Raw genomic sequence first — 18,153 nt, 5'->3', positions numbered from 1 at the left:
ACGGGGTGTTCGGGCGACGGGGACGTAACGCAACGAGTTCGGTTGGGACCTTGCGGGAGCCGCGGGCCGGGCTGGAGATCTGGCAGGCCTGTCGGTCCGGGGCGGACGACACGGTGCGGGACCGGCTGGGCGAGTTCCGGGCCTTCTTCCGCGATCACGGCTCACGGCTCACGGGGCTGAAGGATCCGTTGTGCGCGGCGTCCGTCGGGGCGTCGTTGAGTGCTCCGTTCATTTCCGTGACCGATCTGATGGGGCTCCCCCGCGAGATCGTGCTCGATGCGGTGGCCCGGATGGGCACGGCGGAGGCGCGGGCCGCCCTGCTGGCGCTGGCCGCGGCGTCCGACGGGCAGCTGGAGACGCTCGCGCTGCGGGCCGCGGCCACGATGGACGGTGGGGGCGAGCCGCCGTGGGCCGAGGTGGCCCGGGAGCCGTTGCGGCTATTGACGACCGACCGGCTGCGCGACCGCGACGACGATCGGATGGAGGCGCTGATCGTGGCGTTCCGGCAGGGCCGGTACGACGCGGTTTTCGTGATGCGGTTCCACCCGGCCTCACTGCTGACGGCCCGGATCCTTTTCCTGCCCGAGACCACCCGGTCCGCGGCCCTGGCCGACTTCACCTCGGGGCGCGGGGCGGCGGATTCGTATCACTTCACCCGCAAGCTGAAGATCACCGAGACTCGGGAGAGCATGGTCGGCCTGGTCGGTGGTCTGTTACGGGAGAACGAGCTGAATCTGCGGATGGGCCGGGGCTACCCGCCGGATCTGGACCAGCTGTCCCGCCTGGCCGACGTGGAGATCGTGCCGGCCGTGCTCGTGCTGCTGCGCAAGTTCGTCCTCTCCGCGTACGGGATCGGGGCCTGGGACGACGTGGACCACGGCCCGCTGGTCTGGCCGTGACCGTGGCCTGGACGCCGGGCCAGGTCGTGCTCGGGCAGTACGAGGTGGTCGGCGAGCCGAAGGCCGGCGGCATGGGTGTCGTGAACCGGGTGCGTCACCTCGAATGGGAGGTCGACCTGGCGGTCAAGACACCGCTCGCGTCGGCTTCGTTCGCCCGGTTCGAGGCCGAGGCGGGCACGTGGGTCGGGCTGGGGCTGCATCCGCACACGGTGAACTGCGTCTATGTCCGCACGATCGACGGGGTGCCGCGGGTGTTCGCCGAGTGGGTGGACGGCGGCAGCCTGGCCGAGGCGATCCGGGCCGGACGGCTCGACCGGGCCGCGCAGCTCGACATCGCGATCCAGACCGCGTGGGGCCTGCAGCACGCTCACGACAGCGGCCTCGTGCATCAGGACATGAAACCGGCCAACGTGATGCTGGAGCCGGACGGCACGGCCAAGGTGACCGACTTCGGGCTGGCCGTGGCCGCGAGCGAGGGCACCTTCGGTGGCGGCACCCCGGCGTACTTCTCACCCGAGCAGGCCGCGGCGGCGGCCGGTGACCGCGGCGTCCGGCTGACCCCGGCCACCGACGTCTGGTCGTGGGCGGTCACGGTGGCCGAGATGGTCGCCGGGCGGCGGATCACCCGTTACGGCCAGGCCGCGGCGGAGGCGCTGCAGACCGTCCGGGCCGATCTGGCGCCCGCGCTGTACGAGCTGCTGGCCTCCTGTTTCGCCGAGCGGCCGGCCGGGTTCGGCGAGCTGGTCGACCAGCTGATCGGCCTGTACGACAAGCCCTATCGCCGGCCCGCGCCCCGCCCGGCCCTGCTCCGCTCGGACGGCCTCTCCAACCAGGCGTTGTCGCTGCTCGACCTGGGCCGCCCCGAGGAGGCCGAGGCCCGGTGGCGCGAGGCGATCACGGCCGACCCGCATCACCTGCCGTCGGTCTACAACTTCGGCCTGCATCGCTGGCGCACCGGCACGGTCACCGGCGAGGAAGTCGTCTCGGGACTGCAGGCGGCCCGGGCCGCGGGCGGCGACCCCGAGCCGGGCCTGGGCGCGCTGCTGCTGGGCAGTGTCGAGCTGGAACGGCACGAGGACGACCGGGCCGGCGAGCTGCTGCGCGAGGCCGCCGCGGCCGACCCGGCGTCGGCCGAGGCGGTGGCCGCGCTGCGGGAGCGGGCCGGCCGGGCGCCCCGGATCAGCGCCGGGACGCTCGCCGGGGAGATCCGCACCATGGTCGTCGGGCCGGCCGGCGAGCATGTGCTGTTCGCGATCCGCGAGGGCGGGCTGTTCGTGTGGACGCCGTCCGGCGGCGGGCCGCGGGAACTGGCGCGGGGGGAGAAGGTCACCGCCATCGCCCTGGGTGGCGCGGGCCGGCTCGGCGCCGTGCTGCGCGAGGACGGGGCGATCACGCTGTGGGACCTGCCCGCCGGGACGCCGCGGGACGGGGCGCGGACGGCGCCCGGCGCGATGTCGGTCGCGGTCAGCGGCGACGGCCGGTTCCTGGCGGCCGGGCACCGCGACGGCCACATCCGGGTCTGGGAACTCGGCGCCGCCGGCGCCCCGGTCGTCCTGAGCGGGCACACCGCCCAGGTGACGACGCTGGCGCTGAGCCGGACGGGCCGCCGGGTGCTGTCCGGCTCCTTCGACAACCTCGAGGGCGACGGCACGGTCCGGCACTGGCACGTGAGCACCGGCGAGTGCGTGGCCACGTGGATCGGGCCGAGCCGGGGCACCCTCGTCTCCGGCGAACCTTGGGTGCACTACCCGGGCGATCGGGTCGCGCTGAGCGCCGACGCCCGCTACGCGGTGGCCGCCTGGCAGGACGGGCCGCTCGCCCTGTGGGACGCGCGCCGCGCCACCGTCGTGGGCGAAGGATCCCACCGCATGCAGTACGAGCCGGTCATGGAGCTCGGGCCGGGCGCGCGGGGCCTGCTGATCGGCGGCTCCCGCCGGACGGCCCAGGTCGTCGACCCGCGGGACGGGCGCAGCCTGCGCACCTTCGACGACGACCTGCCGGAGGAGCTGTACGGGGTGCAGGCCGGTGCGATCAGCCCGGACGGTGCGGTGCTGGCGCTGGGCGGTATCGACTACGTGGTGCTCCGGGCCATGCCGGGTTCCGGTTACCGGGCGCCCTGGCGCTACGCGCGTCCCCGCCCGGCGCCCGAGCTGCACCGGGCCCAGGAGTCGTTCGACCACCTGATGGCGCAGGCCCGCGAGCGGTTCGAGGCCCAGCGGTTCGCCGCAGCCGCCACGCTGTTGCGCACGGCGGGCACGGTGCCCGGCTACCACCGGCATCCCGAGCTGCTGCGCGGGTGGCGTTCGCTGCTCCCGCACGGCCGCCGGTCCGGGCTGATCGCCGCCTGGGAGCTCTACCACGCGGAGGGCCGCGGCCACTTCACCCAGCCGCCGACGGTGGCGCTGCACCCGGCCGGCCGGCTCATGGCCACCGGGCAATGGACCGGCGACGTGGATCTGTGGGACTTCGCCCAGGGCCAGGTCCTGCACACCTTCGAGCGCGGTCCGGGTTCGCAGGGCGCCATGCGGGAGGTCTGCTGGGCCCGGGGCGGCACCCTGCTCGTGGTGCACACCTGGGGCGGCATCCTGCGGCTGATCGACGTGCGGGACGGACGCTCCCACGTCGTCGAGGGCGAGACTGGGGGCATTTCCGCGTTCCAGCTCGACCACTCGGGCGAACGGGTGCTGCTCGGCGACGAGTCGGGGACGATGCGGCTGCTCGGCCTGGAGAGCGGGGTGCGGCTCTTCCTGATCCGTGCCACCGACAGCCGGATCAGGGCCGTGACGGTCAGCCCCGACTTCACGCGCGCGGTGTGTCTGGACGACGCGCACGAGGTACGGATGTGGCGGCTGAACACCCGGAAACCGGAGTGGAAGACGCGGTTGCCGTTCACCGGTCAGGGCCTGCATTTCAGCCCGGACAACCGCACCGTGCTGCTCGAGGAGCTGACCGGGGTGACCGGGCTGGACGCGGCCCGCGGCAAGAAGCGCTTCGAGTTCCCGGGCCGGCGGTCGACCACCAGCGGTCACACCAATGTGGCCTTCAGCGCGGACCGGCGGCTGGCCGCCACCCCCGACGCGAGCAGCCTGACGGTGTGGGACACCAGCTCCGGGGAGGTGCGCCACCGGCTGGCCCTGCCGGAGGTTCCGGTCGAGTTCGCGCTGGCGCCGGACGCGACGTTCGCGGTCGTGGCCGGCGGCACCGACGCGGTCGGGATCTGGGACCTGGCCACCGGCCGCTGCTTGCGCACGATGGAGGGGCACCGCCAGATCATGCATCGCATCCGGCTCAGCGAGGACGGCACGGCGATGGTCACCGCCGATCTCGTGGGCGGCCTGCGGGCGTGGGAACTGGCCTGGGAAGCCGACGTTGACTGAGGTCACCCTCCTCGTCGGCGGGACGGAGCGCCTTTTCCGCGGCGACGCGGAGGTTGTGCTGGGGCGCGACGCGGCGTGCGACGTGGCGGTGGCCGACCGCCGCGTGTCCCGCCGCCACTGCCGGGTGGTGATCCGGCCGGATGCCGTCACCGTTCGTGACCTGGGGAGCCGCAACGGCACGTACGTCAACGGGATCCTGATCGACGGTGGGCGAGAGCTGCACGACGGCGACGAGCTGCGGCTGGGGGACACGGTCGTGCGGGCCGGGGTCACGCGGAACGGCCTTGCGGTCCTGCGCGAGCTGGGCCGCGGCGCGCAGGGCGTGGTGCACCTGGCCCGCGAACCCGACGGCAGCCTGGTCGCGGTGAAGACCCTCACCGCTCCCGGCGCGGGTGAGGAGTTCCGGCGCGAGCTGGAGTGCACGGCCGCGCTGGACCATCCGAACATCGTGCGCTTCCATCGCAGCCTGGCCGATCCGCTGGGCTTCGTGGCCGAGTACTGCGCCGGCGGCAGCGTGGCCGACCACGGCCCGTACGGGGTGGAGCAGGCTCTTGATCTCACGCGGCAGGCGGCGGACGCCCTGCGCTACGCGCACACCGCCGAGATCCCCGTGGTGCACGCCGACGGCACCACCGCGGTCGGGCGCGGGCTGGTGCACCGCGACATCAAGCCGCAGAACCTGCTGCTGACGGCGGACGGGCGGCTCAAGGTGGCCGATTTCGGGCTGGCCAAGGCCTACGACCAGGCCGGGCTGAGCGGCCGTACGCCGACCGGGGCGATCGCGGGCAGCGTGGCCTTCATGCCCCGGCGGCAGGTGATCGACTACAAGTACGCCCGGCCCGAGGTCGACCGGTGGGCGCTGACCGCCTGTCTGTACTGGATGCTGACCGGCGCCACCCCGCGCGACTTCCCCGCCGGGGCCGACCCGGTGGCCGTCGTCCTGCGTGAGCCGGCGGTGCCCGTACGGGAAAGACTCTCGACCCTGCCCGCCGCGCTGGCCGAGGCCATCGACGCCGCGCTGACCGACAATGTTTCTGAACCACGATTCAAGTAAATTGCAAATTACCAGCTCACAAGCGCGAGAAGGCTCTTGTGTGAGCTGACGCGTGATGGAACACTCGCCGCCAGGCCGGAACTCCCGACTGGAGGAGAAGACGTGTCCCGTAGAAGTGCGATCCGCCGGACCCTGGCCGGCGCCGTGGTCACCGCGCTGGCCCTGGCCGTGGCCGCGTGCGGTGGTGGTGACGACGCCGCGACGTCGGCGGCCCAGCCCGACGCGCTGAACCCGAGCGCGGACCTGAAAACCCAGAAACTCACCGTCTCGAACTGGGACGCCTATATGCCGGAGGACCTCCCGGCCAAGTTCGAGCAGAAGTTCGGCTCGAGGGTGACGGTCACCAAGCACGCCACCAACGAGGAGGTCATGGCCAAGCTGACGGCGGGCGGGGACAGCGGCATCGACGTCGCGTTCGTCTCCGGCCCGTTCGCGCAGGCGCTGGCCGAGCAGGGCCTGACCGAGCCGATCCACCCCGAGCTGATCCCCAACCTGAGCAACCTCTATCCCGAGGCGTCGCAGCTCGCCTACGACCCCGGTAACAAGTTCTCGGTGCCCTACACCTGGGGCACGACCGGGCTCTGCTACCGCAGCGACCTGACCGGTTACGACCCGGACAGCTGGAACGACCTGCTGACCCCGAAGCCCGAGCTGGCCAAGAAGATCACCATGCTGCAGACCGACCGCTGGCTGATGCTGCCCGCGCAGAAGGCCCTCGGCTACTCGGCCAACACCAAGAACGCCGACGAGATGGCCAAGGTCAAGGAGAAGCTGCTCGCGGCCAAGCCGGGCCTGCTGGCCTTCGACGACACCACCTTCTACGAGCGGCTCGTCTCCGGCGAGGCGGCGCTGGTGGAGGCGTGGGACGGCTGGTGCAACTACGGGATCACCGACAACGCGAAGATCAAGTTCACGGTGCCCAAGGAGGGCAGCGACCTCTTCGTGGACACGATGGTGATCCTCAAGACCTCCAAGAACAAGGAGGCCGCGCACGCGTTCATCAACTACGTCCTCGACCCCGAGATCCACACCTGGACTGTCGAGAACATCCTCTACAAGGTGCCCAACAAGGCCGCCATGGAGAAGCTCGACCCGGCACTGGCCAAGAAGTATCCGAACCTGGCCATCACGCCGGCCGAGCTGATGCAGCAGGAGACCCTGGTCGACCTGGGCGAAGCGGCCACCGACTACAGCCGGATCGTGACGGAAGTCGCGGCGAGCTGACATGCGGCGCACGCTGGAACGGTTCACGCTGCTGGGGCCGGGGCTGGCCTACCTGACGGCGCTCATGGTGGTGCCGCTCGTGCTGGTGCTGTCCTATTCGCTCTTCCAGCGCGGCCGCTTCGGCGGGCTGGTCTACGAGCCGACCGGGGAGAACTTCGCCCGGCTGGTCGACCCGCTCTATCTGGACGTGGTGCTCACCTCGGTCAAGCTGGCCGGGGTGACCACGGTGCTGGCCCTGCTGCTGGGCTACCCCACGGCGTACGCGATAGCGAAGTTGCCCGCGAAATGGAAGACGGTGGCGCTGATCGCGCTGGTGCTGCCGTTCTGGACGAACTTCCTGATCCGCACCTACGCCTGGATCGTCCTGCTCTCCCCGGCCGGCCTGGTCAACGACGCCCTGACCGGCTGGGGCCTGATCGACGAACCGCTGCAGTTGCTCTACCGCCAGCCCGCGATCGTGGCCGGGCTGCTCTACGCGTACCTGCCGCTCATGGTCCTGCCCCTGTACGCCGCGCTCGAGCGGATGGACGCCGAACTGCTGGAGGCCGCGGCCAACCTGGGCGCCCGCCCGGCCCGCGCCTTCTTCAGCGTCACCTTCCCGCTCACGCTGCCCGCGGTCGTCACCGGCTGCGTGTTCGTCTTCGTGCCCAGCATCGGCAACTTCGTCGTGCCCGAACTTCTCGGCGGCGGGCAGACCGCGATGGTCGGCAACCTCGTCCGCGACCAGTTCCTCAAGGCCCGCGACTGGCCGTTCGGGGCCACGCTGGCCCTGGCCGTGGTGGCCCTGCTGGTCGTGCTGCTGATGATCCAGGCCTGGTCGGCGCGCCGGCTGCAAGGAGGTCGCGATGCGTAGGATCCCGCTCGGGCTGACCCTCGTCTTCCTGTACGTGCCGATCGTGGTCGTCGTGGTGATGTCGTTCAACGCCGGCGACTCGCCCTTCAACTGGAACGGGTTCAGCCTCAAGTGGTACGGCGAACTGGCCGCCGACGAGCAGATCCGCACCGGCCTGGGCAACACGCTGATCGTGGCGGCCGGATCGACTGCACTGTCCACGGTGCTCGGCACGCTGCTGGCCGTCGGCCTGGCCCGGCACACCCGCTCCACACTGCTCGACGCGATCGCCACACTGCCGGTGATCCTGCCCGACATCGTGCTCGCCATCGGGCTGCTCGCCTTCTACGCGCTCGTGCAGCTCACCCTGGGCCTCTACTCCGTGCTGCTGGCCCACGCGGTCTTCGGCACCGCCGCCGTGGCCGCCGTCGTGCGCACCCGGCTCTCGACCACCGACCCGTCGCTCGAAGAGGCGTCACGCGACCTGGGCGCCAACGGCTTCACCACGTTCTGGCGGGTCACGCTGCCCACGCTCGCGCCCGGCGTGGTGGCGGGTGCACTGCTGGCCTTCACGCTCAGCGTCGACGAGTTCGTGATCGCCTTCTTCACCGCCGGGCCGCAGTCGCCCACCCTGCCGATCGTCATCTACTCGATGGTCCGGTTCGGCGTCACCCCCGAGATCAACGCGCTGGCCACGGTGCTGCTCGCGGTCACCTTCACCGCGATCCTGGCCGTGCAGCGCCTGACCCGTCTGGCAGGCACCCGATGACCCTCCTGAGCATCAGCAAGGTACGCCGGACGTTCGGCGACGTCACCGCGCTCGACGGGGTCTCGCTGGACATCCGCGAGGGCGAGTTCTTCGCGCTGCTCGGCCCGAGCGGCTGCGGCAAGACGACACTGCTGCGCATCCTGGCCGGGTTCGAGACGCTCGACGAGGGTGAGGTGACGCTGGCCGGTGCCGACCTGACCCAGGTGCCGGCCCATCGACGCCCGATCAACCTCATGTTCCAGTCGTACGCCCTCTTCCCGCACCTCAGCGTGGCCGGCAACATCGCGTACGGGCTCCAGCGGGAACGCCTGGGAAAAGCGGAGATCAAGCAGCGCGTCGACGAGGTGCTGGAACGGGTGGGATTGACCCACGCCGCGAAACGCCGACCGCAGCAGCTCTCCGGCGGTCAGCGGCAGCGGGTCGCGCTGGCCCGGGCGATCGTCAAACGGCCCCGGCTGCTGCTGCTCGACGAGCCGCTGTCGGCGCTGGACCGCAAGGTGCGGGCCGAGATGCAGCTCTGGCTCAAGCAGTTGCAGCACGAGGTCGGCATCACCTTCGTCGTCGTGACCCACGACCAGGAGGAGGCGATGTCGATGGCCGACCGGATCGCCGTGCTCAACCAGGGCGCCGTCGAGCAGGTGGCCGACCCGGTCACCCTGTACGGCTCCCCGGCCACCCATTTCGTCGCGGACTTCATCGGCGCCAACAACTTCTTCTCCGGTACGGCGGTGGCGGGCGGGCTGGCCACCGACGCTTTCGGTGTGCTGCCCGCCCGCGGCGGCACGGCGGCCCCCGGCTCTCCGGCGATCTTGGCCGTACGCCCTGAGCAGGTGTCGGTGTCGGGCGGCGCGCTGGCCGGAACCGTGGTCGACGTCAGCTTCTACGGCGGGCTGTCACGGATCTTGGTTGCCACAGGTGACAAATCAGTCATAGTGCACCAGCATGGAGCGCCTCGGGTGGCGCCGGGTGACGCAGTCGAGCTGGGCTGGGCGGCCGAGGACGCGGTCCTTGTCAGGCCGTGAGCGGGTGACCGGTCACTCCACGGGCGTACGACAGGATCAGCTCCTCCGCCTCGGCCACCCCGAGCGTCGGATGACGGGCGACGATCCGATACCCGTACGCGTCCTCCAGCGCCACCAAGTTGCGGGCGATCGGCAACGTGGCCTCGGTCAGCGTGAACACGCCCTGAGCCGCGCCCTGCTCGAGGATCGTCTGATACATCGACACCTGACGGTCGTACAGGGTGGTCAGCAGGGCCGCGTAGACCCGGTTGCGACCGGCCGCGCCGCCCAGCTCGCAGAGCAGCCGCACGTCGGTGTCGTCGGGCCCGTCGGGCAGCCCCGAACGCACGGTGACAACCAGCTTCTCGGCCGGGTCGGCCACCTCGGCTATCCGCTTGACCCGCAGCTCGTAGAAGCGTTCCATGCCCGCGTGGTGCGCGTCGATCAGCAGGTCCTGCAGGTCGGAGTAGTGGTAGAGCACCGCCCCGGAAGTGAGGCCGGCCTCGGCCGCGACCTGTTTGATCTGCACCCCGTCGGTGCCGTGCAGCACCATGGCGCGGCGGGCGGCCTCGATGAGATCACCCCGCCGGTCGGCCCGGCGCTTGCGAGGAGTCGTCACCCGCAAACAGTATCCGCGCCGTTGCGGGGGAGGATGGACCGCCCATGATCAAGAACAGCCTGGCCGACACCGAGCCCGCCGTCTTCTGGACCTCCCGGGGCGGCGCCCCCGAGCCGCTGCCACCGGTGCGGGACGGGGACTCGGCCGACCTGGTCATCGTGGGCGGCGGGTTCACCGGACTGTGGGCGGCCGTGCAGGCGCTGCAGGACGACCCCGGGGCCGACGTGCTGATCCTGGAAGCGGCGCAGGTGGGGTACGGGGCCAGCGGGCGTAACGGCGGCTTCGTCAGCGAGTCGCTCACCCACGGCATCGGGCACGGCCAGGCGCGGTGGCCGGGGGAGCAGCAGCGACTGATCGAACTCGGCCGGCGCAACGTGGCCGAGATCGTCTCCACCCTGACCGGTGCGGGCATCGACGCGGACCTGCGGCTCGTGGGCAAGACGACGATGGCGACCGCGCCGCACCACGTGGGGGAACTGGCCGCGCTGGCCGCGCTGTACTCGGCGGCGGGGGACCGGGTCACGCTGCTGTCGGCGGAGGAGGCACGAGCGGACGTGCACTCGCCTACCTACCTGGGCGGGCTGCGGATCCACGAATCGGGCGGCCTGGTCGACCCGGCCGCGCTGACATACGGCCTGGCCCGTCTGGCGGACTCGCTCGGCGCCCGCCGGCACGACCGGTCGCCGGTCACCGGACTGCGCGCTGACAAGTCGGCTATCGAGGTCACCGCGGCCGGGGTCCGGGTGCGGGCCGAGAAGGTGCTCATCGCGACCAACGCCTACCCGTCGCCACTGCGGCGGGTGCGGCCGTACGTGTTGCCGGTCTACGACCACGTGCTGGTGACCGAGCCGCTCAGCGCCGGGCAGTGGGCGGCCGTCGGGTGGGCCGAGCGGCAAGGGCTGACGGACAACGGGAACCAGTTCCACTACTACCGGCCCACCGCGGACGGGCGGATCCTGTGGGGCGGGTACGACGCCATCTACCACTTCGGCGGGCGGGTGCGGTCCGCCTACGAGCAGCGCGCCGCCACCCACGAACTGCTCGCGCGGCACTTCTTCGAGACGTTCCCGCAGCTCGAAGGGCTGCGCTTCACCCACCGGTGGGGTGGGGTGATCGACTCGACGAGCCGGTTCACGCCGATCTTCGGCACGGCCCACGGCGGGCGGGTGGCGTACGCGGTCGGTTACACCGGGCTGGGCGTGGCGTCCTCCCGCTTCGGGGCGCGGGTGGCTCTCGACCTGCTGAGCGGGCGGTCCACCGAACTGACCGGGCTGTCCATGGTGCGGCGCCGGGGCATTCCGTTCCCGCCGGAGCCGGTGCGGTGGCCTGTGGTGGCGCTCACCCGGCAGCAGATGATCCGAGCCGACGCCAACGGCGGCCGGCGCGGGGCTTGGCTCCGCCTGCTCGACCGCTTCGGGGTCGGCTTCGACAGCTGAGCTGCCGCCCCGCCGCTGCGCCAAGCCGAGCCACCGCGTCCCGGCCGCCGGCCCCGCCGGCTCGCCCGGCCCCGGCCCCGCCGGCTCCAGCCCGTCCGTCCTGCCGGGCCCAGCCCGCCCGGCCCGGGCTCCGGCCCTGCCCGTCCCGTCCGGCCCGCCTGGCCCCGGCCCGTCCGGCCCTGCCCTGGCCGGCCCGCCCTGCCCTGGCCCGGCCCGCCTGGTCCGCCCGGCCCGCGTGGCCCTGGCCCGCCCTTGCCCCGTCCTGGCCCGCCCTCGCCCGGTCTTGGTGCGCCTCGCCCGGTCTTGGTGCGCGTCGCCCGGTCTTGGTGCGCGTCGCCCGGTCTTGGTGCGCGTCGCCCGGTCTTGGTGCGCGTCGCCCGGTCTTGGTGCGCGTCGCCCGGTCTTGGTGCGCCTCGCCCGGTCTTGGTGCGCGCCGCCCGGTCTTGGTGCGCGCCGCCCGGTCTTGGTGCGCGCCGCCCGGTCTTGGTGCGCGCCGCCCGGTCTTGGTGCGCGTCGCCCGGTCTTGGTGCGCGTCGCCCGGTCTTGGTGCGCCCCGCCCGGTCTTGGTGCGCCCCGCCCGGTCTTGGTGCGCCCCGCCCGGTCTTGGTCCGCCCCGCCCGGCCTTGGTCCGCCCCGCCCGGCCCTGGTCCGCCTCGTCCGCCCGCGCGACCTGTCGCCGGTGGTCGCGCTAAATATTTTGATAATCCGGCATGACGATTGAGGTGGTCGTCGCTGCGAGCGGCCTGCCCAGCCCCGGCCTGCCCGGCTTCAGCTTGGCCCGGTCCGGCCAGGCCTGCCCGGCTTCAGCTTGACCCGGCCCGGCCTGCCCGGCCTGCCCGGCCTGGCGTGCCCGGGCCTGGCGTGCCCGGCCCTGGCGTGCCCGGGCCTGGCGTGCCCGGGCCTGGCGTGCCCGGGCCTGGCGTGCCCGGGCCTGGCGTGCCCGGCCCTGGCGTGCCCGGCCCTGGCGTGCCCGGCCCTGGCGTGCCCGGCCCTGGCGTGCCCGGCCCTGGCGTGCCCGGCCCTGGCGTGCCCGGCCCTGGCGTGCCCGGCCCTGGCGTGCCCGGCTTCAGCTTGACCCACCCCCGCCCCGCCCCGCCGGCACGACCTGTCGCCGGTAGTCGCGCTTAATGCCGACAAATCCGGCATGAAGGTTGAGGTAGTCGTCGCTGCGAGCGGCACGCCGGGCCCCCCGCTCGGTCCCGGCCCGCTCGGCCCAGCTTGGCCAGCCCAGCTTGGCCGGTCCGCTCTGCCGCCCGTCCGGCTCGCCTGGCGGAGTGAAACCGCTGGTGTCCGCCGGGGGCCGGGGAAAGGATCTGAGCGATTTCAATAAATTGCAAGATCCATTGTTTTTCGCATCGGCGAATCACCCTTTAGTGGCGTGTTTTTGCGGCGGCTAAATGGGGCGTCCTCCCTAATATCTCTCGCATCGGGCAAAGCTCGATGCAGCAGAGAGAAAGGCGTAGTCATGAATAAGGTCACGCGGATGCTGGCGATGACCGGCCTCGCGGTCGGTGTCGGCCTCACGATGGGTGCCGGCGCGGCGTCGGCCGCTCCGGCCGCCCCGGCCGCGTCCGGTCAGGCCGCGCAGGTTCAGGCGAAGGCTCCGAAGTTCAAGACCAAGGAGCGGGTCGTCGGTTACTACCGCACCAAGCAGGCCTGCGAGCGGGTCGGCAAGATCGGTGAGTTCCGGAAGAAGTGGGACGACTTCGACTGTGACCGGGTGCAGCGTGGCCCGAAGCGCGGCTGGGTCGCCCTCGAGGCGCAGTGGTACGTCCGCGGCCACGGTCACGGCCCGTGGGGTCAGCCGCAGGGCCCGAAGGGTCACGGCCACGGTCCGCAGGGCCCGGGCCACGGTCACGGCCACGGTCCGCAGGGCCCGGGTCACGGCCACCAGGGGCCGAAGGGTCACCGCTGAGCCCATAGGCTCTGAATAAGCGAGGGGCGCATCCGATGCCGGGTGCGCCCTTCGCTTTTGCCGTGTCATTCACAGTGAATTCACAGGGACGAGGCCGATAAATGGAAAGTGCAGTAAAAGCGCGCCCTTTTTTCCACTAGTCGCCCGGCAAGTTCGCCGGCTCGTACTTTCGTCCGATCTTTACGGCCGGATGTTCGCCCGGCGAGGATTTCTCAAGTGCGGACGGCCGGCACCGATAATTCCCCCGTGCTGACTTCACCGGGTACGTCGCTGCAGAGCTCCGGGCGCCTCCGTGCCCTGCGGGCCACAGGTCTGCTCGAAGCCGGCCGCGTGGACGCGTTCGACCGGCTGACCAAGCTGGCCGCCCGCATCCTGGCCGCGCCCACCGCGCTGGTGTCGCTGGTCGACACCGAGCGGCAACGCTTCGCCAGCTCGTACGGGCTGTCAGGCGAGCTGGCCGTGACCCGGCAGACGCCGCTGTCCCACTCGTACTGCAAGTACGTGGTCGAGGACCGGGCCGCCCTCGTGGTCGACGACGCCCGCCTCGACGAGCGGCTGCGTGACAACCCGGCCATCGCCGACTACCAGGCCGTCGCGTACGCCGGCATCCCGCTGCGCACCCCTGACGGGCACGTGCTGGGCTCGTTCTGCGTGCTCGACTCGGAGCCCCGGGTCTGGACGAAGGACGACCTGGCGCTGCTGCGCGACCTGGCCGAAGCGGCGGAGACCGAGGTCGCCCTGCGCCTGTCGCAGGCCGATCACTCGATCTCCTCGAGCCGGATGGCCGCCGTCGTCAACGGCACCCACGACGCCTACATCTCCACCGGCTTGGACGGCATCGTCACGGCCTGGAACGCGGCCGCCGAGCGCCTGTTCGGCTACGCCGCGGCCGAGGCGCTGGGCCGCAACATCGCCGAGCTGATCATCCCGGAGCGCTTTCGCGAGCAGCACCTGGCCGGCATGCGACGGGTCCGCGCGGGCGGGGTCTCCAACCTGTCGGGGCAGCACCTGCAGATCGCGGCGATCACCAGTTCGGGCCGGGAGTTCCCGGCCGAGATGACTCTGCAGGTGGTGGAGGAGCCCGGCGGCACCGTCTGCCACGCGTTCCTCACCGACATCACGGGCCGCCTCGTCGCCGCGGCTGAGATGGAGCAGCAGCGGCAGAAGGCCGACGAGGAGCACGCGTTCCTGCAGGCCGTGCTGGACAGTGTCGACGTCGGCATCGCGGCCTGCGACGCCAAGGGCAACCTGACCTTCATCAACCGGGCCGCCCGCGAGGTGACCGGGCGCGAGACCAGCCCCAACACGCATGCCGACGAGTGGACCGAGCTCTACAACGTCTACGAGCCCGACGGCCGTACGCGCATGACCGATCTGCCGCTGCGCCGCGCGTACGAGGGGGAAAGCGTCCGCGGCCGGCACATGCTGGTCAAGACCGAGGACTCGTGGCGCCGCTTCGTGGCCAACGGCAGCCCGATCGAGACCAGCGACCACCGCCGGCTCGGGGCCGTGGTCGCCTTGCACGACATCACCGAGGCGCACCGGGCCGAGCAGCTGCGCCGCGCCCGGCACGCCGTCGCGCAGGTGCTCTCCGACGCGACCAACGCCAAGGACGCGAGCATCGGCGCCGTCGTGGCCATCACCAAGGCGCTGGGCTGGGCCGTCGGCGAGTACTGGCAGCTCACCGAGGACCGGCGCACCATCGTGCGGCACAGCTCGTACACCACCGGCGACCGGGACCTGTCCGCTTTCAGCAGCGACGTGCCGTTGACCTTCGAGCGCGGCGAGGGCCTGCCCGGCCTGGTCTGGGCGCGCACCGGCGAGGTCTGGTGGAACACCGGCGAGATGCCGTCGGACATGAAGGACGTCGGCCGCGACGCGCTGCACGAGGTCGGGATCCGGGTCGCCGTCGGCGTGCCCGTGCTGTCCGGCCGGCGCGTGCTGGGCGTGCTGGCCTTTTACACCGACCAGGACCTCCCGCACGACCCCGACCTGGTCGGCATGCTGGACGCCGTCGGCGCCCACCTGGGCCGGTTCGTCGAGCGGCGCTGGGCCGAGGACATGTCGCTGATGCTGGCCGACGCCCGCCGCAACTTCGACCGGATCGTCGAGCAGGTCAACGACTACGTCTGGACCGTCGAGGCGGTTGCCGGCGCGGAGGCGCGCCTCGTCTACGGCAGCCCCAACGGCCGTGCGGTCTTCGGCCGCGAGGTCACCGTCGAGGACCCGGTCACGCTGGGCGAGCGCGTCCACCCGGACGACGTCGCGATCCTGGACGACTTCAAGGGCAAGCTCGCCGCCGGTGAGCACGCCGAGGTGGAGTGCCGGGTGGTCGGCTTCGACGGTGTCGTGCGCTGGGTCTGGACCCGCGCCGTGGCGCGCCGGGAGGGCGACAAGCTTTTCGTGGACGGGCTCTCGACCGACGTGACCGAGCGCCACGAGCTTTCCGACCGGCGCGAGCGGCTGCTCGAGCAGGAACGCGACCAGGTCGAGCAGTTGCGTCAGCTCGACCGGATGAAGGACGAGTTGTCGGCCCTGGTCATCCATGAGCTGCGCAACCCCGTGGGCGTCATCAAGGCGTACACGGAGATCCTGCTGGACAGCCCCGAGCTGGCGGGGGCCGAGCGCAAGCACGCCACCGTCGTCGACCGCACCACCCGGCACCTGCAGGACCTCGTGGACGACCTGCTCGACCTGGCCCGGCTCGACGCGGGACACATCAGCATCAACCCGTGCCCGATGCCGGCCGGCACGATGCTGCACGACGTCGTGGACGCCCACCAGCCGAGCGCGGCCGCCAAGAACCTGACCGTGCACGCCTCGATCAAGCCCGGGCTGAGTGTCTACGCCGACCCGCAGCGGCTGCGCCAGGCCCTGGACAACCTGCTGTCCAACGCGGTCAAGTACACGCCCGAGGGCGGCACGGTGTCGGTGACGGCCGAGCACGACGGGGACGCCGTGGTCGTGACGATCAGCGACAACGGCATCGGCATCCCCGCCGAGCAGTACCCGCACCTGTTCAGCCGCTTCTTCCGGGCCTCCAACGCCACCCAGGCCGGCATCAAGGGCACGGGCCTGGGCCTGGCCGTGACCAAGGCGATCATCGACGCCCACGAGGGCACGCTGACCGCCCGTCCCGCCCCGACCGGCGGCACGGAGTTCACGATCACCTTGCCCGCCCCGCGGCTCGACTTCGCGGGCCGTCAGAGGTAGGCGGCCCGCAGCACCTCGGCGACCGACCAGGCCTGGAACGGGCAGCCGGTCGCGGTGTGCGGCGCGTCGCCGTCGGCGGTCTCCGAGATCGAGCCCAGGCCGTACTCGCCGAGGTGGGTGTCGATGTCGGCGGTGACCTCGACGCCGAGGCGGTGCCAGGCGGTGGCGTACGGGCCCAGCAGCCAGGGCCAGACCGTGCCGGTGTGATAGGCCGTGTCCCGCTCGGCCGGGGTGCCGCGGTGCGTGCCGTGGTAGCCCGGCGTGCCCGGGGCCTGGCTGCGCAGCCCGAGCGGGGTGAGCAGGGCCGCGCCGATCGTGCGCAGGACGGCCGGGTCGGGGCGCAGCGCGGCGTTCGGCAGCGACCAGGCCAGCAGCTGGTTGGGCCGCAGCGTGGCGTCGTCGCCGCCGGGGCCGTCCACCACGTCGTGCAGCCAGCCCGACGGGGAGGGGAATCGGCCGGCGAAACTGGCCCGGGCCATATCGTGCAGCCGTTTGTACGTGGGGAAGCCGGCCAGCGCGTTGACCCACAGGGCGTTGACGTCGACCGCCTTGCCCCGGCGCGGGGTGATCGGCACGCCGTCGACGCGCGCGTCCATCCACGTCAGGGCCTCCCCGTCGGCGCCCTGGGTGAGCAGACCGTCGGCCGGGTCGGCCCCGATGCCGTAGCGGGTGCCCCGCACGTGGTGGTCGATCACGCCGAGCAGGGCCGGGCGCAGCTCCTCGGCCAGGTCGGTGTCGCCGGTCGTGAGCACGTGCCGGTCCACCGCGTGCAGGAACCAGAGCGTGCCGTCGGCCGTGTTGAACTCCGCCGCGCCGGTGTCGGCCGTGTTGGCCAGCATGCCCTCCGAGAGCGTTTCCCCGTACGCCCGGAGCAGCTCGCGGCCCTCGTCGGCGCGCCCGGTCGTCAGGAACAGGCCCTCGTAGCTCAGCATCGTGTCGCGCGACCACGCCCCGAACCACGGATAGCCGGCCACCACGTCCGGGCCGCGCGGGGTGCGGACGACGAAAGCGTCAGCGGCCAGTGCGAGCGGGGAGAACCGCCGGTTGCGCCGATGGGCCGCCTCGACGACCGCGGCCGCCGGGGCCGGCTCGTCGGCCAGGTCGCCGGCCCACGCGCTGACCTCCGCCGTGTCGCCGGGCCCGGTCAGCTCGGTGTGGAAGCTCCCGGCGTACCAGAGGTCCTCGGTCTCGGTGAGCCCACGCGCCGCCTCCTCGCGGTGCCGGACCCCGCGCCACCACGCGCCGGCCCGGCGGAAACCGGGACCCCGCAGCCGGTACGCCCCCTCGATCGTGACGCCGCCCGCGACCTCCTGCACCACCGGGACCGGACCGTCCGCCGTGCGCTCGCCGTGCCCGTCCCGCCAGGTGCCGATCGCCTCCAGCGCCAGCCCGACCGGCCCGCCGCTGAGCAGCCGGTGCACCACCGCCACAGCCGGACGGCCGGGCACCATGGCCAGTTCGCGCTCCAGCACGACCTCGCCGATCCGCCAGCGCCACCGCGGCAGACCGTCGACCAGCGTGAAACCGGCGAGCAGTTCGTGCCCGCGCGGGGCGATCGTCCCGTCCGCCCATTCGTGCGTGGCCAGACGTACGGGTCCGGAGGGCAACGTCAGCACCGGGTCGAGCGAGGCCAGCCCGAGGTGCCGACGGGCCGGGTTGGCCCCCGCGACGACGAGCAGCCCGTGGTAGCGCCGGGTCCGCAGCCCGCTCACCGTGCCCATCGCGTAGCCGCCGCACCCGTCCGGGACCAGCCATTCACGGGTGGCTCCCTCGTCGAGCCGCGCACACGTCCGCGAGCCGAACGTAGCCATCCG

12 protein-coding genes are annotated in these 18,153 nt (G+C 72.3%); 10 read left to right on the top strand and 2 right to left on the bottom strand.

Features of this window, described 5'->3' with window-relative positions; all coding sequences use genetic code 11:
- Positions 1-50 precede the first annotated feature (50 nt).
- The 7 genes from BKA14_RS20940 to BKA14_RS20910 all read left to right on the top strand — a co-directional run bounded on the left by BKA14_RS20940 (position 51) and on the right by BKA14_RS20910 (position 9,177).
- Positions 51-899, top strand: coding sequence for a hypothetical protein (locus tag BKA14_RS20940; RefSeq protein ID WP_184952604.1), 849 nt, complete (start codon positions 51-53; stop codon positions 897-899).
- Positions 896-4,276, top strand: a complete 3,381-nt coding sequence (locus tag BKA14_RS20935) for a serine/threonine-protein kinase (protein ID WP_184952603.1) — start codon at positions 896-898, stop codon at positions 4,274-4,276. Before BKA14_RS20940 ends, BKA14_RS20935 begins: the two co-directional genes overlap by 4 nt.
- Positions 4,269-5,330 (top strand): protein kinase domain-containing protein, encoded by a 1,062-nt coding sequence (locus tag BKA14_RS20930; protein WP_184952602.1) that lies wholly within the window; start codon positions 4,269-4,271, stop codon positions 5,328-5,330. The genes BKA14_RS20935 and BKA14_RS20930 overlap by 8 nt, the downstream gene beginning before the upstream one ends.
- 102 nt (positions 5,331-5,432) lie before the next feature.
- Positions 5,433-6,554, top strand: a complete 1,122-nt coding sequence (locus BKA14_RS20925; RefSeq protein ID WP_203722276.1) for a polyamine ABC transporter substrate-binding protein — start codon at positions 5,433-5,435, stop codon at positions 6,552-6,554.
- 1 nt (position 6,555) lies between these two features.
- A complete protein-coding gene (locus tag BKA14_RS20920) occupies positions 6,556-7,407 on the top strand; it encodes an ABC transporter permease (RefSeq protein WP_184952601.1) in 852 nt (283 codons plus the stop codon).
- Positions 7,400-8,155: an ABC transporter permease gene (locus BKA14_RS20915; protein WP_184952600.1), complete on the top strand. Its 756-nt coding sequence runs from the start codon at positions 7,400-7,402 to the stop codon at positions 8,153-8,155. Before BKA14_RS20920 ends, BKA14_RS20915 begins: the two co-directional genes overlap by 8 nt.
- Complete coding sequence (locus BKA14_RS20910) at positions 8,152-9,177, top strand: ABC transporter ATP-binding protein (RefSeq protein ID WP_184952599.1); 1,026 nt, start codon at positions 8,152-8,154, stop codon at positions 9,175-9,177. The genes BKA14_RS20915 and BKA14_RS20910 overlap by 4 nt, the downstream gene beginning before the upstream one ends.
- Here the strand turns inward: BKA14_RS20910 and BKA14_RS20905 are convergent.
- Positions 9,167-9,775, bottom strand: coding sequence for a TetR/AcrR family transcriptional regulator (locus BKA14_RS20905; RefSeq protein WP_239092820.1), 609 nt, complete (start codon positions 9,773-9,775; stop codon positions 9,167-9,169). The two genes, BKA14_RS20910 and BKA14_RS20905, sit on opposite strands and share 11 nt — an antisense overlap.
- Positions 9,776-9,819: 44 nt before the next feature.
- Between BKA14_RS20905 and BKA14_RS20900 the strand changes: the two genes are divergently transcribed.
- The 3 genes from BKA14_RS20900 to BKA14_RS20890 all read left to right on the top strand — a co-directional run bounded on the left by BKA14_RS20900 (position 9,820) and on the right by BKA14_RS20890 (position 16,339).
- Positions 9,820-11,211: an NAD(P)/FAD-dependent oxidoreductase gene (locus BKA14_RS20900; protein WP_184952598.1), complete on the top strand. Its 1,392-nt coding sequence runs from the start codon at positions 9,820-9,822 to the stop codon at positions 11,209-11,211.
- Between the two features lie 1,465 nt (positions 11,212-12,676).
- A complete protein-coding gene (locus BKA14_RS20895) occupies positions 12,677-13,126 on the top strand; it encodes a hypothetical protein (RefSeq protein ID WP_184952597.1) in 450 nt (149 codons plus the stop codon).
- 246 nt (positions 13,127-13,372) lie between these two features.
- A complete protein-coding gene (locus tag BKA14_RS20890; RefSeq protein ID WP_184952596.1) occupies positions 13,373-16,339 on the top strand; it encodes a sensor histidine kinase in 2,967 nt (988 codons plus the stop codon).
- Here the strand turns inward: BKA14_RS20890 and BKA14_RS20885 are convergent.
- A complete protein-coding gene (locus tag BKA14_RS20885; protein WP_184952595.1) occupies positions 16,330-18,150 on the bottom strand; it encodes an amylo-alpha-1,6-glucosidase in 1,821 nt (606 codons plus the stop codon). The two genes, BKA14_RS20890 and BKA14_RS20885, sit on opposite strands and share 10 nt — an antisense overlap.
- Positions 18,151-18,153 lie beyond the last annotated feature (3 nt).

The organism is Paractinoplanes abujensis (assembly GCF_014204895.1).
Classification (GTDB): Bacteria; Actinomycetota; Actinomycetes; order Mycobacteriales; family Micromonosporaceae; genus Actinoplanes; species Actinoplanes abujensis.
The sequence above is the reverse complement of the archived record's forward strand: the minus strand, read 5'-3'. Positions and strand labels throughout refer to the sequence as shown.

Excerpts from the sequence above, each read along its gene's own strand:
- BKA14_RS20920 (WP_184952601.1), top strand. The coding sequence starts at position 6,556 with ATGCGGCGCACGCTGGAACGGTTCACGCTGCTGGGGCCGGGGCTGGCC.
- BKA14_RS20915 (WP_184952600.1), top strand. The coding sequence starts at position 7,400 with ATGCGTAGGATCCCGCTCGGGCTGACCCTCGTCTTCCTGTACGTGCCG.
- BKA14_RS20910 (WP_184952599.1), top strand. The coding sequence starts at position 8,152 with ATGACCCTCCTGAGCATCAGCAAGGTACGCCGGACGTTCGGCGACGTC.
- BKA14_RS20900 (WP_184952598.1), top strand. The coding sequence starts at position 9,820 with ATGATCAAGAACAGCCTGGCCGACACCGAGCCCGCCGTCTTCTGGACC.
- BKA14_RS20895 (WP_184952597.1), top strand. The coding sequence starts at position 12,677 with ATGAATAAGGTCACGCGGATGCTGGCGATGACCGGCCTCGCGGTCGGT.
- BKA14_RS20885 (WP_184952595.1), bottom strand. The coding sequence starts at position 18,150 with ATGGCTACGTTCGGCTCGCGGACGTGTGCGCGGCTCGACGAGGGAGCC.